19 protein-coding genes are annotated in these 17,765 nt (G+C 57.8%); 8 read left to right on the forward strand and 11 right to left on the reverse strand.

The features are described 5' to 3' along the window. The first annotated feature begins 6 nt into the window (after positions 1-6). The 4 genes from gsiD to T370_RS0105745 all read left to right on the forward strand — a co-directional run bounded on the left by gsiD (position 7) and on the right by T370_RS0105745 (position 4,494). Positions 7-894: a glutathione ABC transporter permease GsiD gene (gene gsiD, locus T370_RS0105730; RefSeq protein ID WP_237910057.1), complete on the forward strand. Its 888-nt coding sequence runs from the start codon at positions 7-9 to the stop codon at positions 892-894. A gap of 2 nt (positions 895-896) precedes the next feature. Beyond that, entirely contained in the window at positions 897-1,964 is a 1,068-nt protein-coding gene (locus tag T370_RS0105735; RefSeq protein ID WP_029435060.1) for a P1 family peptidase, read from the forward strand. A gap of 38 nt (positions 1,965-2,002) precedes the next feature. Beyond that, positions 2,003-2,821, forward strand: a complete 819-nt coding sequence (locus T370_RS0105740) for a M55 family metallopeptidase (protein WP_029435061.1) — start codon at positions 2,003-2,005, stop codon at positions 2,819-2,821. 737 nt (positions 2,822-3,558) lie between these two features. Continuing rightward, positions 3,559-4,494, forward strand: coding sequence for a tyrosine-type recombinase/integrase (locus tag T370_RS0105745; protein WP_248604224.1), 936 nt, complete (start codon positions 3,559-3,561; stop codon positions 4,492-4,494). A 257-nt stretch (positions 4,495-4,751) separates the two neighbouring features. Here T370_RS0105745 and T370_RS0105750 read toward each other — a convergent pair whose 3' ends face one another. From T370_RS0105750 to T370_RS0105765, 4 genes are all read right to left on the reverse strand, one after another. Beyond that, the gene (locus tag T370_RS0105750; protein ID WP_029435063.1) at positions 4,752-5,198 is read right to left on the reverse strand and encodes a hypothetical protein; all 447 of its coding nucleotides are present in this window, start codon (positions 5,196-5,198) and stop codon (positions 4,752-4,754) included. A gap of 92 nt (positions 5,199-5,290) precedes the next feature. Continuing rightward, positions 5,291-6,790 (reverse strand): tripartite tricarboxylate transporter permease, encoded by a 1,500-nt coding sequence (locus T370_RS0105755; protein WP_248604225.1) that lies wholly within the window; start codon positions 6,788-6,790, stop codon positions 5,291-5,293. 59 nt (positions 6,791-6,849) lie between these two features. Next, positions 6,850-7,803: a tripartite tricarboxylate transporter substrate binding protein gene (locus T370_RS0105760; RefSeq protein ID WP_005024443.1), complete on the reverse strand. Its 954-nt coding sequence runs from the start codon at positions 7,801-7,803 to the stop codon at positions 6,850-6,852. Between the two features lie 51 nt (positions 7,804-7,854). Beyond that, positions 7,855-9,087 (reverse strand): threonine synthase, encoded by a 1,233-nt coding sequence (locus T370_RS0105765; RefSeq protein ID WP_029435065.1) that lies wholly within the window; start codon positions 9,085-9,087, stop codon positions 7,855-7,857. 158 nt (positions 9,088-9,245) lie between these two features. On the opposite strand from T370_RS0105765, the gene T370_RS0105770 reads away from it, so the two are divergent. Together T370_RS0105770 and T370_RS0105775 are read left to right on the forward strand one after the other, a co-directional pair. Next, entirely contained in the window at positions 9,246-9,632 is a 387-nt protein-coding gene (locus T370_RS0105770) for a hypothetical protein (protein WP_029435066.1), read from the forward strand. Positions 9,633-9,925: 293 nt separating this feature from the next. After that, positions 9,926-10,882 (forward strand): tripartite tricarboxylate transporter substrate binding protein, encoded by a 957-nt coding sequence (locus tag T370_RS0105775; RefSeq protein WP_029435067.1) that lies wholly within the window; start codon positions 9,926-9,928, stop codon positions 10,880-10,882. 222 nt (positions 10,883-11,104) lie between these two features. On the opposite strand, the gene gcvH is transcribed toward T370_RS0105775, so the two are convergent. The 6 genes from gcvH to T370_RS0105810 form a co-directional block, all read right to left on the reverse strand. Beyond that, positions 11,105-11,491 carry a glycine cleavage system protein GcvH gene (gcvH, locus tag T370_RS0105785; RefSeq protein ID WP_005024449.1) on the reverse strand — a complete coding sequence of 129 codons (387 nt, stop codon included), beginning with the start codon at positions 11,489-11,491 and terminating at the stop codon, positions 11,105-11,107. Between the two features lie 62 nt (positions 11,492-11,553). Beyond that, on the reverse strand, positions 11,554-12,942 hold the full coding sequence (gene lpdA, locus T370_RS0105790; RefSeq protein ID WP_029435069.1) for a dihydrolipoyl dehydrogenase: 1,389 nt from the start codon (positions 12,940-12,942) through the stop codon (positions 11,554-11,556). Continuing rightward, on the reverse strand, positions 12,939-13,373 hold the full coding sequence (locus T370_RS0105795) for an OsmC family protein (RefSeq protein WP_029435070.1): 435 nt from the start codon (positions 13,371-13,373) through the stop codon (positions 12,939-12,941). Before T370_RS0105795 ends, lpdA begins: the two co-directional genes overlap by 4 nt. 73 nt (positions 13,374-13,446) lie before the next feature. After that, positions 13,447-14,268 carry an aspartate dehydrogenase domain-containing protein gene (locus T370_RS0105800; RefSeq protein WP_029435071.1) on the reverse strand — a complete coding sequence of 274 codons (822 nt, stop codon included), beginning with the start codon at positions 14,266-14,268 and terminating at the stop codon, positions 13,447-13,449. Between the two features lie 203 nt (positions 14,269-14,471). Beyond that, positions 14,472-14,849, reverse strand: a complete 378-nt coding sequence (locus T370_RS0105805) for a RidA family protein (RefSeq protein ID WP_029435072.1) — start codon at positions 14,847-14,849, stop codon at positions 14,472-14,474. Between the two features lie 19 nt (positions 14,850-14,868). Then, positions 14,869-15,279, reverse strand: coding sequence for an OsmC family protein (locus T370_RS0105810; RefSeq protein WP_005024460.1), 411 nt, complete (start codon positions 15,277-15,279; stop codon positions 14,869-14,871). Positions 15,280-15,589: 310 nt separating this feature from the next. Here T370_RS0105810 and T370_RS0105815 point away from each other — a divergent pair, with 310 nt between their 5' ends. Further along, positions 15,590-16,081 carry an aminoacyl-tRNA deacylase gene (locus T370_RS0105815; RefSeq protein WP_029435073.1) on the forward strand — a complete coding sequence of 164 codons (492 nt, stop codon included), beginning with the start codon at positions 15,590-15,592 and terminating at the stop codon, positions 16,079-16,081. Between the two features lie 94 nt (positions 16,082-16,175). After that, entirely contained in the window at positions 16,176-16,886 is a 711-nt protein-coding gene (locus T370_RS0105820) for a GntR family transcriptional regulator (RefSeq protein WP_005024464.1), read from the forward strand. Positions 16,887-17,104: 218 nt separating this feature from the next. On the opposite strand, the gene T370_RS0105825 is transcribed toward T370_RS0105820, so the two are convergent. Next, complete coding sequence (locus tag T370_RS0105825) at positions 17,105-17,482, reverse strand: RidA family protein (protein ID WP_005024466.1); 378 nt, start codon at positions 17,480-17,482, stop codon at positions 17,105-17,107. Between the last annotated feature and the right edge of the window lie 283 nt (positions 17,483-17,765).

A 17,765-nucleotide genomic window follows, 5' to 3' on the forward strand; every position in this document is an offset into this window, starting at 1 on the left:
ATGAGTATGCAAAACAACGTATCAGTCGCATCCGGCCCCACAAAAGTCCGTACTCCGTGGAGCGAATTCTGGCGCAAGTTCAAGCGGCAGCGCATGACGCTGTTTGCGGGCAGCTTCATTGGCCTGTTGGTTCTGATCGCCATCTTTTGGCCGTGGCTTGTGCCTTATGATCCTGAAAATTACTTTGACTACGATATGTTGAATGCTGGCCCCTCGCTCCAGCATTGGTTCGGCGTGGATTCCCTCGGGCGCGACATCTTCAGCCGCATCCTTGCGGGCGCGCGCATTTCGCTTACTGCCGGTTTTTCCTCCGTGCTGGTTGGCGCGGTTGTCGGGACGCTGCTTGGCCTGACCTCCGGGTATTTTGAAGGCTGGTGGGACCGTGTGGTCATGCGCGTCTGTGACGTGCTGTTCGCTTTTCCCGGCATCCTCCTCGCCATCAGCGTGGTTGCGGTTCTCGGAAGCGGTATGGCGAACGTCATTCTCGCCGTGGCGATCTTCAGCATTCCCGCATTCGCCCGTTTGGTGCGCGGCAACACGCTGTCACTCAAGCGCCAGACATTTGTCGAGGCGGCCCGCAGTCTCGGCGCCGGTCCGATGACGATTATGCTGCGCCATATTTTCCCCGGTACGATCTCGTCCATTGTCGTGTACTTTTCCATGCGTATCGGCACGTCCATCATCACCGCCGCCAGCTTGTCCTTCCTCGGTCTTGGCGCGCAGCCGCCCACACCTGAGTGGGGAGCGATGTTGAATGAGGCCCGCGCCGATATGGTGGTGGCCCCGCATGTGGCGATTTTTCCGAGCCTCGCCATTTTTTTGACGGTGCTCATGTTTAACCTTTTCGGTGATGGCCTGCGCGACGCGCTTGATCCCAAGATCGATCAGGAATAGCCATGAACGGATTGGATTTCCCCCGCGTTGGGGTTTTGCCGAGCGGTCAGTTGGATGCGATCACGGACGTGGGCGATATCCGCGTCGGGCATTGCACGCTGGATGAAGGAAATGTTCATACCGGTGTGACTGTGGTGCTCCCCAACGACGATCCGCTCATGCAAAAGCCGCTTGCCGCCAGTTGTATATTCAACGGTTTCGGCAAAAGTGTCGGTCTGATGCAGATGGCGGAACTCGGTTGTCTCGAAACGCCGCTGGCGTTGACCAACACATTTTCCGTAGGGGCAATCGCCACGGCGCAGATCCGTGCGGCGGTGTCCGCGCATCCGGAAGTAGGCCGGGAGTGGTCGACGGTCAACCCGCTGGTTCTTGAATGCAACGATGGGTATTTGAACGATATCCAGGCTCTTGCCGTAACTGAAAAACATTATACCGAAGCTTGCGCCTCGGCTTCACGCGAATTCATGCAGGGAAGTGTTGGAGCCGGGCGGGGCATGTCCTGTTTCCATCTCAAGGGGGGCATTGGTTCGGCCTCCCGAATAGCGGAGTGCGGTGGGCAGGCCTTTACGGTAGGCGCGTTGGTGCTCTCCAATTTCGGCAAAGCGGAACACTGCCTGTTGGCTGGCCGTCCCGTGGGCCATCTTTTGCAGGAACGGCTGGACCGTATCGGTGCGGAAGCCGCCGTGCTCGCCGCTGCACCGGAAAAGGGCAGCATCATCATGCTGCTGGCGACCGATGCGCCGCTGGATGTATTGCAGCTCGGACGGCTGGCCCGGCGGGCTGGGAATGGCCTTGCACGGACGGGCTCTCTTTTTGGACATGGCAGCGGAGACGTAGCCATTGCCTTTTCTTCCAGCCAGCATCTCCCGCAGTTGGCGGAATCCGCCGTGCCGCTTCTTCATGCACCGGACGGCTGGATGGACCGACTGTTTCAGGCTGCCGCCGAGGCGACCGAACAAGCTATTTTCAAAGCCCTGTTTTTTGCGGAACCGTTTGTCGGGCGCGATGGCCATAGACGGCCCTCCATTCAGGAAGTTTTGCCGGAATGGCGTGATATCGTACGGAGCTAAAAACCGCAACAGCTCTGGTTCGGAATACGGAGAAAACGATGCGCATTTTAATTTCTGCGGATATTGAAGGTATCAGCGGGGTTATGAGCCCGGAGCAGACGAGCCCCGGATCTGGCGAGTACGAACGGGCGCGGCTGCTCATGACACGAGAAGTCAATGCCGCCGTCGAAGGTGCATTGGAAGGCGGAGCTACCGAGATATGGGTGGCTGACGGGCATGGGCAATACAACAATATCCTGTTGGAAGAGCTGCATCCGGGTGCGTGCCTGGTCTCTGGAAAGCCGCGCCTGTTTGGTATGATGGGCGGCCTTGATTGCGGTCCGTGGGATGGCTTGTTTCTGATCGGATATCACGCGCGTGCCGGAGCTCATGGCGTACTGGCCCACACCATCAACGGATCGGCGTTCGCCGAGGTCTGCATCAACGGTGCTCCTGTAGGTGAGTATTATCTGAATGGATTGCTGGCTGGGGAGTACGATGTCCCCGTCCGTCTGATCAGCGGTGACGACCGGCTCGCTGAAGAAGCTGTTTCCGTTTACCCCAATGCGGAGATCGTGACTGTGAAACGGGCGTTGAGTACGAGGGCGGCCATTCATCAGCCGATTGGGGTGGTCCATGAGGCCTTACACGTGGCCGCCCAGAAGGCCCTGCGGAATGTCTCATGCAAGCCGTTGAAACGTGCAGGGCCGTTTTCCGTACAGGTTTCCACAGTCCGGACCTACCATGCAGATCTTTTCTGTATGCTTCCCGGTGCAAAACGACTGTCTCCAACATGCCTTGAGTTTATCACGGATACTCCGTTTGCCATTTCTCGGACACTCAATTGTTTTTCGAGCATGGCGGCTTCGGTACACTAGTTGGTAGTTGGGATGAATATGCGGCGCGCGATTTTTCCGCGCGTCTTTTTTTGTGGAATGGCAAATTTTCTTTAGAGAAGGCGCATACTACCGTATTGCTTATGTAATTATTTGTAATTATACGATAAATTATGAAAATAAGGTGCCCGTATAGAAAAAAAGATGGAAAATGTTCATTTCTAGTTTAGTTAACTTTACTGTCATAAAGTTAACTAAACTTTTAAAGTAGAATAAAAGCCCTTAAAATGCGCTGTAATCGTTTTGAAGCACTTTACGATTCATATATCGTAAAAAAAATTTTAGCGCCTTAAAATCGATTTTTGCAAGACTTTTTCTTTGGAGTCATACGGACCATATCTCGATTTACGGGAATAAAGTTTCCTGACTTGCTTAACAGATCTCCTGAAAGCGCGATCCCGGTCCAGATTTGTAAAAGCTCTATGCTGCCAACATCGTTCTCACATCAGGGCATTTTGGGGGTGGTTTCGGACAACACCATAAAAGCCTTTTATCCTGAAAGCCGCCTCCGGCAACTATCAGCCCATCGCAATACCCTCAATCTCATGAAATGCAAAGGGAATGTGCCTTGCGGTGCCCTCATAAGTTCGATAGGCTGTAGCTGTCTCTTGTTCATGGAGGTTTTATTCATGCCCCTTCCGGCACTCTCATCTACACAACTTCCCGAAGCCATACCTGATTGGACACCGCTTGATCGGAAGCGTGTCCTGGAACATTTCATGCTCAGCCGCGATTATGAAAATATCGCAGAGTACATTTCTTTTCAGTCGGATCTCCTGCCCGACGAACGCGTCATCCTCTTTTTCCTCCATGCGGTGTATGCCAACTCCACAAAAACAATAGAATTATATGCACTGTATATCATTGGACTTTTCAATTATGCGAAGAAAAGCTTTAACCATCTGAAAGCATGGGATATTGATGCCTATTTGCGGCATCTGACAAACAAAGGGTTGAAACCAAGTTCTCGGAACACGGCGGCGGCCACGCTCCGGAGTTTTTTCCGGCATCTCGTCGATTCCGGCGTCTGTACAGTCAACCCCGCCGCTTTTTTGAAACGAAAACGTAATGACGGCAAGGGGTCCTTGCCGGGCCATCTGTCGCATAGCCTCGGGCGTGATGAACTGGAGCGCCTTTTCGCTGGCATGGAGGAAGTAGGCGCACCGTTTCGTGATATTGTCCTTTTCCGGGTCTTGTTCATGACGGGACTGCGCGCCGAAGAAGCGGTATCTCTCAAATGGATGAATGTGATCAACTGGCAAGGGCGCTGGTATCTTGACGTGCTGGGTAAAGGCAGCAAGGCACGGCGGGTGTATCTTCCTCAGAAAGCCCAAGCGGCGCTTGAAGAACTGCGGCGTCACACCTCGCCTCGACCGGAGTATCCGATCTTTGAAAACCTCCGCCACCGAGGACGCCCCATCTCGCGGCACGGGCTGTATGCTCTCGTCAAGAAATGGTCTTCCCTTGTCATCTCCAGAGGCGACGTTTCGCCGCACTGGTTTCGCCATAGCTGTTTCACACAGCTCGCAAGCCGTGGAGCCCGCCTTGAAAGCATTCAGGCCCTTGCCGGACATGCGAATATCCAAACCACCATGCACTATAACGAGGCGGCCCAGCTTATGTCTCCGGCAAGTGCCATCTTTGACGAGGAATAACCGCATCCTAGCGCGCTGCTGTGCAATCAGGCTTAGAGTCTCCTGAGCTGAACATCCATGAATAATGGAACGGCATGGTCCCGCCAAGCTTCATCCGCCGCCTTGCTGGGCGAAAAGGAGACGCGGCAGCCAGTTCATAGACAAGGACGCCCCAGTTGTTGGGGCGTCCTTGTCTATAGGGGAAACAGGCGGTACGTTGATGAGACGGCACGGTGCCGCCTGTTCGGAGGAACCGGAAGCTTTCTCGGAAAGGGGGATTATCCGAAGAAAGGCTCCGGAAAGTAAATATGCATGATGTTGGTGAAAAAAACCTGGAAAAACACGATAAACGCCGCCGTAAACACAAGATTGGCGAGCAGCGCCTTACCGGTTTTTTTGGGGGTCAGCACGATGAGCATAGCAAATATGCCGACGGCCATGCAGATGTTGAATGAAACATACATCGCGCCAAGCACTTGTGCGATGAAAACCGTGGTAACAAGACACCACCGCTGTGGGGGAATGTCTCCGAAGAAGGACATTTCTCCCTTGCCTGCCATGATGGCCCTGAGCGCCAACAGCACGCTGCTCGCCATGATCAGGTACAACACGCACAGCGGGAAGAGTACGCCCTCGCGGGGGATGCCCTCAAGCTGGCTCCGCATGACGAGGCTGAAGGCGATGAGAAAAACAGCGGTCAGAATATCTATGGTACGTTCTTTCATCTGCATCCTTCCTGATGGGCTGCGTCGCATCCCAACATTTTCTTATTGAGCCGTATACGCCATTGTGCAGTAAAGGCGATATGTTCCAAAAATCAAACCTTTTTGGCCCCGCATTCCTTCCAGATGGAATACCCGAGCGAAAGCAGCGTAAGGATGATAAGCGCAAGGCTCTGCGGGCGGGAGAAGAAGAACAGCATGATATTGCCTTCCGCCGCTCCGAGATGAAGCGACAGCTTGAATCCTTCCTCCATCGTAGTGCCGAGGATAAGCCCGAGCGCCATAGGAGCGACCCCATACTTATACCGCACAAGCACGTAACCGAGTAAGCCGCAAGCCGCCATGGACAGGACGTCCATCAACGAGCTGCTGATGGAGTAGGAACCAACCACCGACAGCGCCAGGATCGCCACAACCAGAAAGTGCTGCGGAATTTTCAGCGCCCGCACGAAGATACGCACCAGCACGAGGCCGAGCAGCAGGATGATGAAGTTCGACAGGATCAGCCCGAACGTATAGGTGAATACGATGTCGCCCTGCTCCGAGAACAGATCGAAGCCCGGCTTCAGGCCGTGGGTCATCAGCGCGCCGAGCATCACGGCGGCGGGTGCGCTGCCGGGGATGCCAAGGGTGAGCATCGGGATCTGCGCTCCGCCGACAACCGCGTTGTTGCAGACTTCGGGAGCCATGATGCCTTCCATGACCCCGGTGCCGAATTCTTCGGGCTTCTTGGAAAAACGCTTGGTTTCATTATAGGCTACGAAGGTCGCTATGTTGCCGCCCGCGCCCGGCATGATGCCGACAATGACCCCGATCACACCGGCTACAAGCGTGACCCATATGCGACGGAAGAAATCCTTCGACGTTTGCCAGAATACACCGGGGGCCGGATTATAGGGAGCCATGGCGCCCTTTTCCCCAGCGGGGCGCAGGAGCAACAGGGCCTGAGGGATGGCGAACAGCCCGATAAGCGCCGGGACCACGTTGATCCCGCCCATGAGTTCCATGGTATTGAAGGTAAAGCGGGGATACCCGGTGACCGGGTCCATGCCCACGCAGGCAAGAACGAGGCCGATAAGCGCGCCGATCACGCCCTTGAGGACATTGCCCGAAGAAAGGGAAGCGATGATCGTCAGTGCGAACACGCACAGCCAGAATTGTTCGGGCGCACCGAATTTCATGGACACGTTGGCGAGGGGCACGGACAGAAACAGGAGCGCCGAAACGCCGAAGATCCCTCCGAACACCGACGAAATGAGCGCCGTAAAAAGGGCTTTCTGCGCTTGCCCCTTCATGGCCATAGGGTATCCGTCGAACGTGGTGCAGAGGGCCGCCGCCGTTCCCGGAGTATTGATGAGAATGGAAGGGATGGACCCGCCGTACTCTGAGCCGCAATACACGGAACCAAGCATCAGCAGCGCGGTTGCCGATTCAAGCCCGAATGTAAAAGGGAGGAGCAGCGCGATGCCGAGCGTGCCGGACAATCCGGGGACGGCCCCCATAATGATGCCGAAACAGGCGCTCAGAGTCATGAGCAGCAGCGTGACCGGGTCGGACAGATTGGAAAGGACTACCCACGGATCAAACATGTTCATCTCGCTCGTTTCATTGGTGAAGCATCAATGGCGGGAGGGGTTTCCCCCTCCCTCGGAACCTACTTGAGGAGACCGTAGGCCTCCAGGATTTTTTTGGCCTGTTCGCCTTCCGTACGGATGATTTCACCGAAGGCCTTGCCGGTCTGGAACTGAGGCATCAGGCCGCTGCTCTTGACCGCCTTCTGGTATTCAGGGTTGGCGCAGAGTTCCGCGAACTTGGTTTCCAAATACTGCCGTGCTTCGGCAGGAATGTTCTGGGGCGTGGCGAGCCCGCGATATTTGCCGGATTCAATGGCGTAGCCCTGTTCAATAAACGTGGGCACGTCGGGGCACAGCTCATAGCGTTCCTTGCTGCCGATGGCGAGCCCGCGGGTCTTTTCCATGCGCAGGAAGCTGGAACCCGAGCCAAAATAGGCGTCCACTTCGCCGCTGAGCAAAGCCGGGATGGCTTTGCCGCTGCCGGAATAGGGGACTTGCGTGAACTTCGCGCCGGTGAGCTTTTCAATCTGCATGAGGAAGAGATGATCGCCGGTGAGCTTGCCCACTGTCGCCACCTTCACCTTGCCGGGATTGGCCTTGGCGTACTCAATGAGATCCTTAAACGTCTTATAAGGGCCGTCTTCGGGAACCATGACCACGTCGGCGTCGTAAACGAGGCCGCAAAGCGGGCTGAGCTGTTCCGTTTTGTAGCCCGGCTGCCCTTCGGGGCGCAGCATGGGCTGGAGCACGATATGGGGGAGGTCCACGCCGCCGATGGTGTAGCCGTCCGCCTTCGCGCCGACCAGCCACGTCCAGCCGATTTCCCCGCCCGCGCCGGCCTTGTAGGTTACGACGATGGGCTGATCAAAAACACCTTTGGCGAATTTTTCGAGGAGTCTGTGGCTGACGTCGCTGCCGCCGCCCGCATTGAACGCGGTCATCAGGGTGATCGGCTTTGCCGGATACTCGGCTGCCTGCGCGGGAACGGCCAAGAGGCCGAGGGCCAGGAGAGAGGAAAGGAACAAGCTTTTCATGTCTACCTCCAACAGGTGTTCAGGTGGCAGTTACAGGGCGTTGTCCGGGATTCAGCTTTGCAGGAAGGCTTCCACGGCCTCCACGGTCGGGGGGATGACGCCGGGCGTTTCGCTTTCGTCGGTGGCGACCTGCGGAACGTTCAGCCCATGTCCGGTGAGGTTGCAGACGGTAAGGCCCGGATTTTCAAAACCGGGCACCTTCACAAGGTACCGCAAGGCTGCCACGGAGACGGAACCCGCCGGTTCCGTGAACAAGCCTTCCTCCCGCCCCAGTTCACGGATGGTGCGGATAAAGTCGGCATCGGAAACGGAAATCATGGTACCGCCGGTTTCGCGCACGGCCTGTAGGCAGTAGCGCCCCCAGTACGGATTGTTGTTCATGATGGCATCGGAAAGGGAAGGCTTCTTGTCCACGGGTGTCACGGCATCGCGACCTTCATGGAAGGCGCGGGCCGTGGGATCGCAGGCTTGCAGCTGCACACCGACAAGGCGCGGCATACGATCAATGACCCCGGCGGCAAACATCTCGCGGAAAGCATCATGCGCGGCGACCATCCCGGCCCCACCGCCGCAAGGGATCAAAACCGTATCCGGGGCCCGCCCAAGCTGCTGGACGATGCCGTAAGCGAAGGTACGCTTCGCGGCGATGCGGTAAGGATTTGGGCCGCCACACTGGAACCATTTGCGGCGCTTGACCATTTCCCCACAGATCCGGCTGGCGGCGGCCATGTCGCCGTCGATGCGGACCACGCGCCCGCCGTAGACGAGGCTTTTAAAAATTTTCGCTGCGGAAACGTGCTTCTGCACGAAGACCACGGGATTCAGCCCGGCCCGGGAACCGTAGGCGGATACGCTGGCCGCGTTGTTGCCGGACGAGGACAGGCACACGGTCTTACAGCCGAATTCCAGTGCTTTGAGCACGCACAAGGCTGTGCCGCGATCCTTCAGAGACAGGGTCGGCCCCTGTTCCACTTTGAAATAGAGATCCGGAATACCAAGTTTTTCACCATAGCGGTGAGAAGGCAACAGCGGCGTTTCAGCTTCACCGAGGCTCACGCGATCAATGAGGGACTCGTCGGAAATCGGCAGGATGGACCGCCACTGACGGAGGAATGAACGCCCTTCTGGGGCGGGCAGCCCCGCGCTCAGTGCCTGACGGAGCGACGCCTCGGAAAAAATGACGCGCATGGGTGCGCCGCAATCGGGACAAGACAGGGCACATTCAGCCTCAGGAATGCGTTTCCCGCATTCACGGCAAACAAGCCCCAGACATTCTGTATGCATATGAATCCTCCTGAGTGGAAAAGGCTTGACGCCTCTCGTGTACGAACAACGGTCGAGCAGTGACGACGTTTTTTAGTCGTCCGTCGACAGTATGTGAAAAGAAACACGCCCTGTCAATACTTTGTCGACAAAAATAGTCGACAAAAATGAACCACGTCATGCGCCACTCAATGAAATATCTTCATTTATCTAATTATATAAATAAAATAAGTGTATTCTATACCCTCAAAAAGCAAAAGAATATGTTTCCGCTGCTCACATGGCCGATGCCGATTTCCTACGGAAACAGGCTCCCAGTGAAATTTTTGAGCCGCCAAAAACGGAAAAATCGGGAGTTCCGCCCAGTGTTCTCTTTCAGCACTCCATACGGGTTCGGTCGGCAGACTGCCTCTTTCCTGGTGGCGCAACAGAAATCCGAACCTTCCGGGCTTGAGCGTTGCGCACATTTCTTCCCACTGGAGGTCTTGCGCGGCACAGGGCTTTTACGTTTTCACCATCGAGAGCGCAACATATTTACAATAATTGAAAATCTATACATGGAATGAGCACAACGCCCGTCCGCTCCGGCCTCTCCCCTTTCCCTGAAACCGCGCTTACAGGCCGTCGGACTGATGCCGGGTGGAAACTACTTTGCGTCTTCCTTCCCGGCTTTCCGGGTTACTGACTCGCTGGTTTTTCTGTTGCCGCCCAAAGCACCGCTCCTTACCTACTCGTCACAGCCTCTTTGAGGAACTTTTAGGCGTTGTGACAAACAGCACTTGACACGGGCAGTCGACCGAGTTTTAATACAGTCAACGGTCGACAAAATGTCTTTTCACCACCCATCTTTGAGGTAGCTATGAAAACGTTCTATGCTTTACTGCTTGCTTTGGGGATCTGCCTTGGCCTCACGTTCCCGGCGATGGCGGAATACCCCGCCAAGCCGATCATGCTCATGACCGCATTCAACGCGGGCGGCGGCAGCGACCTGAGCCATCGGCTCATCGAGAAATTCGCCAAAGGTGTCATCCCTCAGCCCATCGTCGTAACCTACAAAGCCGGCGCGGGCGGGGAAATCGGCTGGACGTGGCTGATCGGCGCGAAGGCGGACGGGTACAATATCGGCGGCGTGGATCTCCCCCATATCGTGCTCCAGCCCATGCTGCGCCCCGAGGGCCAGCCGGGCTACAAAACGGAACAGCTTAATCCGCTTTGCTGCCTCGTATTCGATCCGGATATTCTGATCGTCAGTGAAAAGAGCCCGTTCAAGAGTTTCGGAGAATTGATCGAATACGCCAAGGCCAATCCCGGCAAGGTAAAGGCCGCGACCGTGGGCAAGCTCACCGGCGACCATATCTTTCTCATGAACGTGGAAAAGTTCACCGGCGCGCAGTTCACGCAAGTCCCTTATCCCGGCGGCAGCAAAGCGGCCCCGGCGCTGCTCGGCGGCGAAGTGGACTGCTATTTCGCTTCCACATCCAACTTCCTGCGTATGCAGGGCGCGCGCGGCCTCGCCATTGCAACCAAGGATCGCTATGAGCTCTGCCCTGACGTCCCGACCATGAACGAGCTTGGCTATAAGCTCGAATCCGCCAAGTATCGCGGACTCGCCACTCCGCCGAACTTCCCTGCGGAAGCGCAGGCGTATCTTGAAGCCGCGCTCGCCAAAGTATGCGCCGATCCTGAATATCAGGCGGGCGTACGCGGAGCCGGTCTGCTCCCCTACTATAGGGACGGGAAGGCGTTTGGCGAAATCATCGAACAGGAAAAGGAAAAGGCCCGCAAGACCCTCAAGGAGCAAGGGCTGATCCAGTAGCAAGGCGGAGGCGTTCCCCTTCTGACATGATAAGGCCAAACTGCGGCGACGCGGCAGGAAGCCCTCCGGTTCGTACCACCAGACGGATCGGAGGGCTTTTTTGATGGCAACAGCTGGTACGGGTGGGTGAGGAAGATGTATGGGCTATCCGGTACCAAGAGAACACAAAAACGCCGGGGAGATTTTCCCCGGCGTTTTTGCATTCATCCGAATGGATGCCCGTTAGCCTTCCAGCTGGCTGCGGTAGTCAGCCGCCGTCATCAGGGCGGGCGTTTCCGTGGGCCGGATGCGGAGCATCCAGCCGTCGGCATAGCAGTTGAGGTTCACGAGCGTTGGCTTGCCTTCCAGCGCCTCATTGCGTTCAACCACTTCTCCGGCCACGGGCATATACAACGAACTGACGGTCTTCAGGGATTCCACCGTCCCGAATTCGTCATCGGCTCCGAAGGAAGCGCCCGCATCGGGCAGATCGACGAACAGGATTTCGCCAAGCTGATCCTGTGCGAAATCCGTGATGCCGATGACCAGCGTGTCGCCGTCCTTGCGGGCCCATACGTGGCGGGCCGTGTAACCGAGATCTTCAGGAAGGTTCAGGGATTGTGTGTTCATGATGCCTCCGGCTGTTCGCCGCACCGGGCGGACCTGTGCGGCATGGTTGAGGGAAACGGGAGCTAGGCGAGCATCCCGGCGGCTTCGTACAGCCCTTCCGAAAGGGTCGGGTGGGCATGGATGGTTTCAAAGAGATCCCGTGCCGAGCACCCCTTCTGAAGGGCAAAGGTTGCTTCGGCGATGAGATCCGAGGCGTGCGCCCCGGCAATGTGAACGCCGAGGAGTTTGCCTGTGCCTTCTTCGGCAACGATTTTGAAGAGTCCGGAAAGCGCGCCCATAGCCTGCGCCTTGCCGAGTTCCCGGAACTGGAAAACCGCCGAGCGGACCGCTATCCCCTGCTCTCGGGCCTGCTCTTCCGTCAATCCCACATCGCCGATTTCCGGCGAAGTAAAAATGGCCGAAGGAACCACCGTATACGATTGTACTTTTTTCTTTTCAGGGTGCAGGATGTTATGAACCGCCGTATGCGCTTCGGCTGCGGCCATGTGTGCCAGCATGATCCGCCGTGGGCCGGTGACGTCGCCAATGGCATACACGCCGGGGACCGACGTTTCCAGCGTATCGTCGACGACGATCCACCCGCGCTGGTCAAGCGCAATCCCCGCTTCGGCCAATCCAGCGGTATTCGGGACCCGGCCCACGGTAACGCAAACGGCGGAAGCGTTCAGGACACGGGAATCGCCCGCCCCTGTGGGGAAAGGCGCTATTTCCACCGCCGCCCCGCCGTCACACGGGGTCACGCGGGAAACCGTATGGGACAGTTCCACGGCGATGCCCTTTTTCTTCATTTCTCGGAGCAGCAAACGGCTGATTTCGCCGTCTACGGATGGCAGGGGAAGCAGACGCCCCTGCCCTTCGATGACCGTCACTTTCGCACCGAAGGCGCGGTAGATGAAAGCGAGTTCACAACCGATAACCCCGCCGCCGACAACGACCAAATGTTCGGGCACGGTTTGCAGCTCCAGCGCGTCGTCGCTGGACAGGACAAGCCGATGATCCACCGGCAGAGAAGGCAGCTCCAGCGGAGAGGACCCGGTGGCGAGAATGACCCGATCCCCGGCAATTTCCAGAGATCCGTCCACGGAAGCAACCCTGACGAGCCCGGCGCCGACAAATTCAGCATCGCCGCGAACGACACGGACCTTCAGCTGGGCGGCGGTCTTTTCGAGCCCGGTTTGCAGGGTCGCCGTCACCTTGCGCTTGCGGGCGACGATGGCGGACATGTCCGGTGTGGCGGCGCAATCCCCGGCAATGCCGAACTCCCTGAGCCGGGCAACCGTGTCCAGCGCGTCCGCCGACGAACGCAGCGTCTTCGTCGGGATACAGCCCGTGTGCAGGCACGTTCCGCCGAGGTGGGCGCGTTCGACGAGGGTGACTTCAACTCCAGCTTTCGCGGCGGCGAATGCGGCGGTGTAACCTCCGGGGCCGCCCCCGATGATGGTCAGCTTCATGACGCGCTCCCTCCCCTGCAGACGCTATGCGATACGTTGATGCCTTCAAAAATGGACGCCGTAATAAGACAGTTTTTGACGATCTTCGCGCAGTGGTCCACCTTGGCGGCGTAGGCTTCGTCCGCGTCGACAGTCACGTCGATATCAATGCCCACAAGGCGCATCGCGCCGTCCGCATTGGGTTCCTTGGTTCCTGTTCCCTGCGCCCGGATAGCGCGGAAAGGGACCCCCCTCGCCACGAGCGCCGCCCGGATGCTTCCGCAAAAACAGCTCAGGGCCGCCGCGATGAGCAGGGTGGACGAGTTGCCGCCCCGCTCCGTTTCCGGGACCCCCGTATAGTCCATGACAATATCTTTAAGGACAGATGAACCCGTATGGACGGTATAAACGTCGCCTTCTTGAACGAACGAAACCTGTATGCTTTGGGACATTGCTGACTCCTTGTTTGTTGTGGGATGGCGGGAGATTAATGTTCCTATCCGGCTTCCATGTCCATGAAAACAGTTACCCCGCCAGCTTCGGGTTGGCGGCGAGCCCACGCAGCAGAGCGGGGACCGAATACATGGCGAGTGCCGAGCTACGCGGATTCTGGGGCAACGGGGCCGGGCGGGTCATCGTTTCCAATGTGCAGTCCCCGGCCCTGGCCGAAATATGGTGCAGAGTCCCTGCCGCACAGGGATCCGCGAACAGGCGCACCCGCGTACGGGAAAAACCGAGCCCCGCCAGGCCAAGGCTGACCGCGACGTTCACGTTTGCGGGGAAACGCCGGATCGCCTCTTCCGCCGTGCCGCTGAACAGCAGCCGCGCTTCGGGGGACATGATCAGCGCTTCTTCCGCCGTGGGCGGGATGAGCTCCGAGAGAGGCGGCATCTGGCCGAGGCTGCGGGGATGCTTCACAGTGGTGAGGGTAACGGCATCAAGCCCCATTTCCCGCATGGCCCGGATGCCGTCCAGCCCGGCGATGGCTCCGGACGGCACATGCACCGCCGCGCGGGCCGCCTCCACATCGCGCAACAGAGCGGGATCAAGCGAAAATCCGCCGACGCTCAACGGCACGACGGCTTTTCCGGCGGCAAGGCAAGCCCGCACGATATCCGGCATGGCGGCGGCACTCGTGGCTTCAACGAGCAAATCGCATGTTTCGATGAGCTGTTGCAGGCCTAGCACCGGAACGTCTCCGAGCTCCAGCGCGAGCCCCTCGGCGTGCGCCGTGGTGCGCGAAAAAAGCCCGCCGAGACGGTAGGACGGCAGTTGTTCACGGATATGCCGGGCGATGAGCCGCCCCATTGCGCCGCATCCGATGATCCCAAGAAGCGCTGGTCGCATTGCTTTCTCCAAAAGGTCTGTAGGGAGCATAGCCGAAAACCGTTTTATTGTCGACAATAATGGTCGACTAAAATAAACCGACTTATACAATTTCCCGCAGCCGTCCACAGAAAGGGCCCGCCATCCTGTAGAAAACACCCTTCCTACGTAAAACCCCCGGCGGGACCGGGGGTTATATGGGAGACGGTATATGGGAGGGAGGCTTAGAGGACGGCGATGGCTTCGATTTCCACGCGCGCGCCTTTAGGCAGGGCGGCGACGGCGACACAGGAACGGGCCGGGGCATCGGCTCCGAAGGTTTCGCTGTACACACTGTTCACAGCCTGAAAATCAGCCATATCCACGATGAATACGGTCACTTTGGTCACATCGGCGGGCGTGGCTCCGGCTTCGGCGAGGACGGCCTTCATGTTGGCAAGGGCCTGCGCGGCCTGTTCCTTCACATCATTGGAAACGAGTTCACCCGTGGCCGGAACCATACCGATCTGGCCGGAGAGATACAGGGTGCCGCCTTTATGGATAGCCTGCGAGTAGGGGCCGATGGCGGCGGGGGCTTTGGGAGTGGAAATCACGGTTTTCATGGCGTTTTCCTTGTTTGCGTTAGTTCGCCCATTTAAAGGTGAACACCTGCTCGACATCGGGATGCAGGCTCAGGTGGACCGGGCAGGTATGTGCGGCACGTTCGATCATGGTCTTCTGCTTGTCGGTGTATTCTCGATCGGGCATGATGAAGGTCACCTCGATCTTGCCGATGCGGCGCGGGTTGGCGCTCATGGTCTTAGCGACTTCGATTTCCGTTCCGACAACGTCCACGTTGTGCATCTTGCCGTAAATGCCGATGATCGTCATGGCGCAGGACGCGAGGGCGGTCACGCAGAGGTCTGTGGGGGAAAAGGCTTCGCCCTTGCCATTGTTGTCCACGGGGGCGTCGCTCACCAGTTTGGTCCCGCTCGCGACATGGGTGCATTCGACACGCAGATCGCCAAGGTATTTTGCGGTAACTGTAGCCATGTGGTTCTCCTTTGTCGTCAGGGTTGAGCTTGTTGCTGAAAGCACAATACCTCGGACACGCAAAATGGTCAACAGTATACCGTCGACTTATTTTCGAACAAAGAAACTTCGCCGTCACCCGGGCGTGGTTCCCCGTATTTCCTTATGCCTCTGGGAGTATCCCTGTCGGGAAACGCTCTAACCGGGTATCAAAGAAACATCGGCAGGCATCAGAGGAGAAAAGCGGAAGCGGCAACAGTCGACTAAAGCAGTCGACAGTAAGCGGGATATAAGGTATCTCCTGCCGGTACGACGAACCTGGAGGAGAGGAATGCACGGGAAAGGAGAGGCACCAGCCATCCGTATTCTGGAAGAAGCGGGTGAAGACGTGGGGCGTTTGGAATATCGTTTTGTCGAACGGGGCGGCACGAAGGACGCAGCCCGGCAGCTTGGGCTGTGCGAACACGACATCGTAAAAAGCCTTGTGTTCGACGACGGGAAGGGAGGGCAGGCAGTCATGGCGCTCATGCACGGCGACGAGCGCGTATCCCTGCACAAGCTCCAGCGGCTTTCGGGCGTGCCGCATCTCCAGCCGAGTTCGCCGGAAAACGCCGAACGGCTGACCGGATACAAAACCGGCGGGATCTGCCCGTTCGGGCTCCCCTCGCCGCTTCCGGTGTTCGCGCAGATATCCCTTTTCAATCTCGGGATGTTGTACATCAATGCGGGCGAACGCGGCGTCATCGCCGTCATCCGGCCCGAGGCCCTGCGGCTTTCCGGGGCCGTAGCCGGAGACATTCTGAGTGGCGGATCCCGGCGATAGCCCTTGACGACGTGTATGGGGAGAGGCTATTTGGTGTCAGATACATAAGATAAGGCGTTCACAATCGGACGCCGCCAACGAACTATGGTGAGCGATGCAACAGCTTAATAAACCGACATACAGCGAACAGGTCGTCAACCTCATCCGCCAGCGCATCCGTAACGGAAAACTCCGCAGCGGGGATCGGATCAGCGAGGCGAGCATAGCCGAGGAATGCGGCATCAGCCGGGCTCCCGTCCGTGAGGCGCTTTATCAGCTTGAAACGGAAGGGTTTCTGATGTCCCATCCGAAGCGGGGCAAATGCGTAACCCTGCTCACAGGCGACGGCATCCGCCACCGCTACGAACTGTGCGGGCTTCTCGAAGGGGCCGCCGCCGCTAATGTAGTCTTGAGTCTGCCCAAAGGCCCGTGGGAGGAATTGGAAGCGCTGCTTGATCGCATGAAGCAGGGCGTGCTTTCCGGTACGTCCTTCGAGGATCACGCGGCGCTCGGAACGGCCTTCCATGAAACAATCCTCGAAAGGGCCAGCAACCCCCTGCTTATCGCCATTGCCCGCAGCTCCTGCCGGGTGATTTCCAAGTACCTCATGTTTCAGCAATGGCGTACGCTGTACACGACCGAAGAACTTTTTCAGCGGCACAACAGCATGTATGAGGCGTTTCTTACGCGCAATCCGTACACCATCGAAGAAGCCGTGCGGGCGCATTATGCCGATTCCGCCGAACGGCTGGCCCAAATCTGCGAAGCGGAACAAAAACCCAAGACAGCCCGCTCCCAGCGCCGCGCCCATTTCCCCACTGAATAAAAGCCCTGCCCCGTGCGGGGCTTTTTGTCTCTAGCCGAAGCTCCGATAGGTTCCCTTGTAGGGTACAGGGGCACGCGGCTTTCCCTTCCCGTTTTTGCCCTGACAAGCGCTCAGGAAGGAGAAGGCCCGACCTCCCCATACGCAAAACCCTCGGCGGGCCGAGGGTTAGGGAAAAGAGGGAAAAAAACCGATTAGATGTAAAAGCGGAAACGAAACATTTACAGGACGGCGATGGCTTCGATTTCCACGCGCGCGCCTTTGGGCAGGGCGGCGACGGCGACGCAGGAGCGGGCCGGGGCATCGGCGCCGAAGGTTTCACTGTATACGCCGTTCACGATCTGGAATTCGGCCATGTCCACGATGAACACGGTCACTTTGGTCACATCCGCGGGCGTGGCTCCGGCTTCCGCAAGGATGGCCTTCATATTGGCGAGGGCCTGCGCGGTCTGCTCCTTCACATCATCGGAAACGAGTTCACCCGTGGCCGGGACCATACCGATCTGACCGGAAAGATACAGGGTGTCGCCTTTACGGATAGCCTGCGAATAGGGGCCAATGGCTGCGGGAGCCTTGGAAGTGGAAATCACGGTCTTCATGGCAGTCTCCTTGCTTGTCAAGCTGTTATTGAAGTCCTCGGCACACTCGCCGCTGCCGGGATGCGGGCTGGATTCAACCTCTGTTGCCCACGGAACGCCGCTCACAGGCATGTTCGGGGCGTATGCATCAGGCACGCGGTATGCCAAGCGCTTTCGTCGGTACAGTAGCCGCAAGGAGCCCCTTTGTCATCAAGGCTGGCAGTGCCGATATAGAGAAAGGCTCCGGAGAGTATCCCGCCTCCGCGCAGGCATACGCTTGAGCAAGGGTGTTCCGCCGGAAGCT

Source organism: Bilophila wadsworthia ATCC 49260, assembly GCF_000701705.1.
Classification (GTDB): Bacteria; Desulfobacterota; Desulfovibrionia; order Desulfovibrionales; family Desulfovibrionaceae; genus Bilophila; species Bilophila wadsworthia.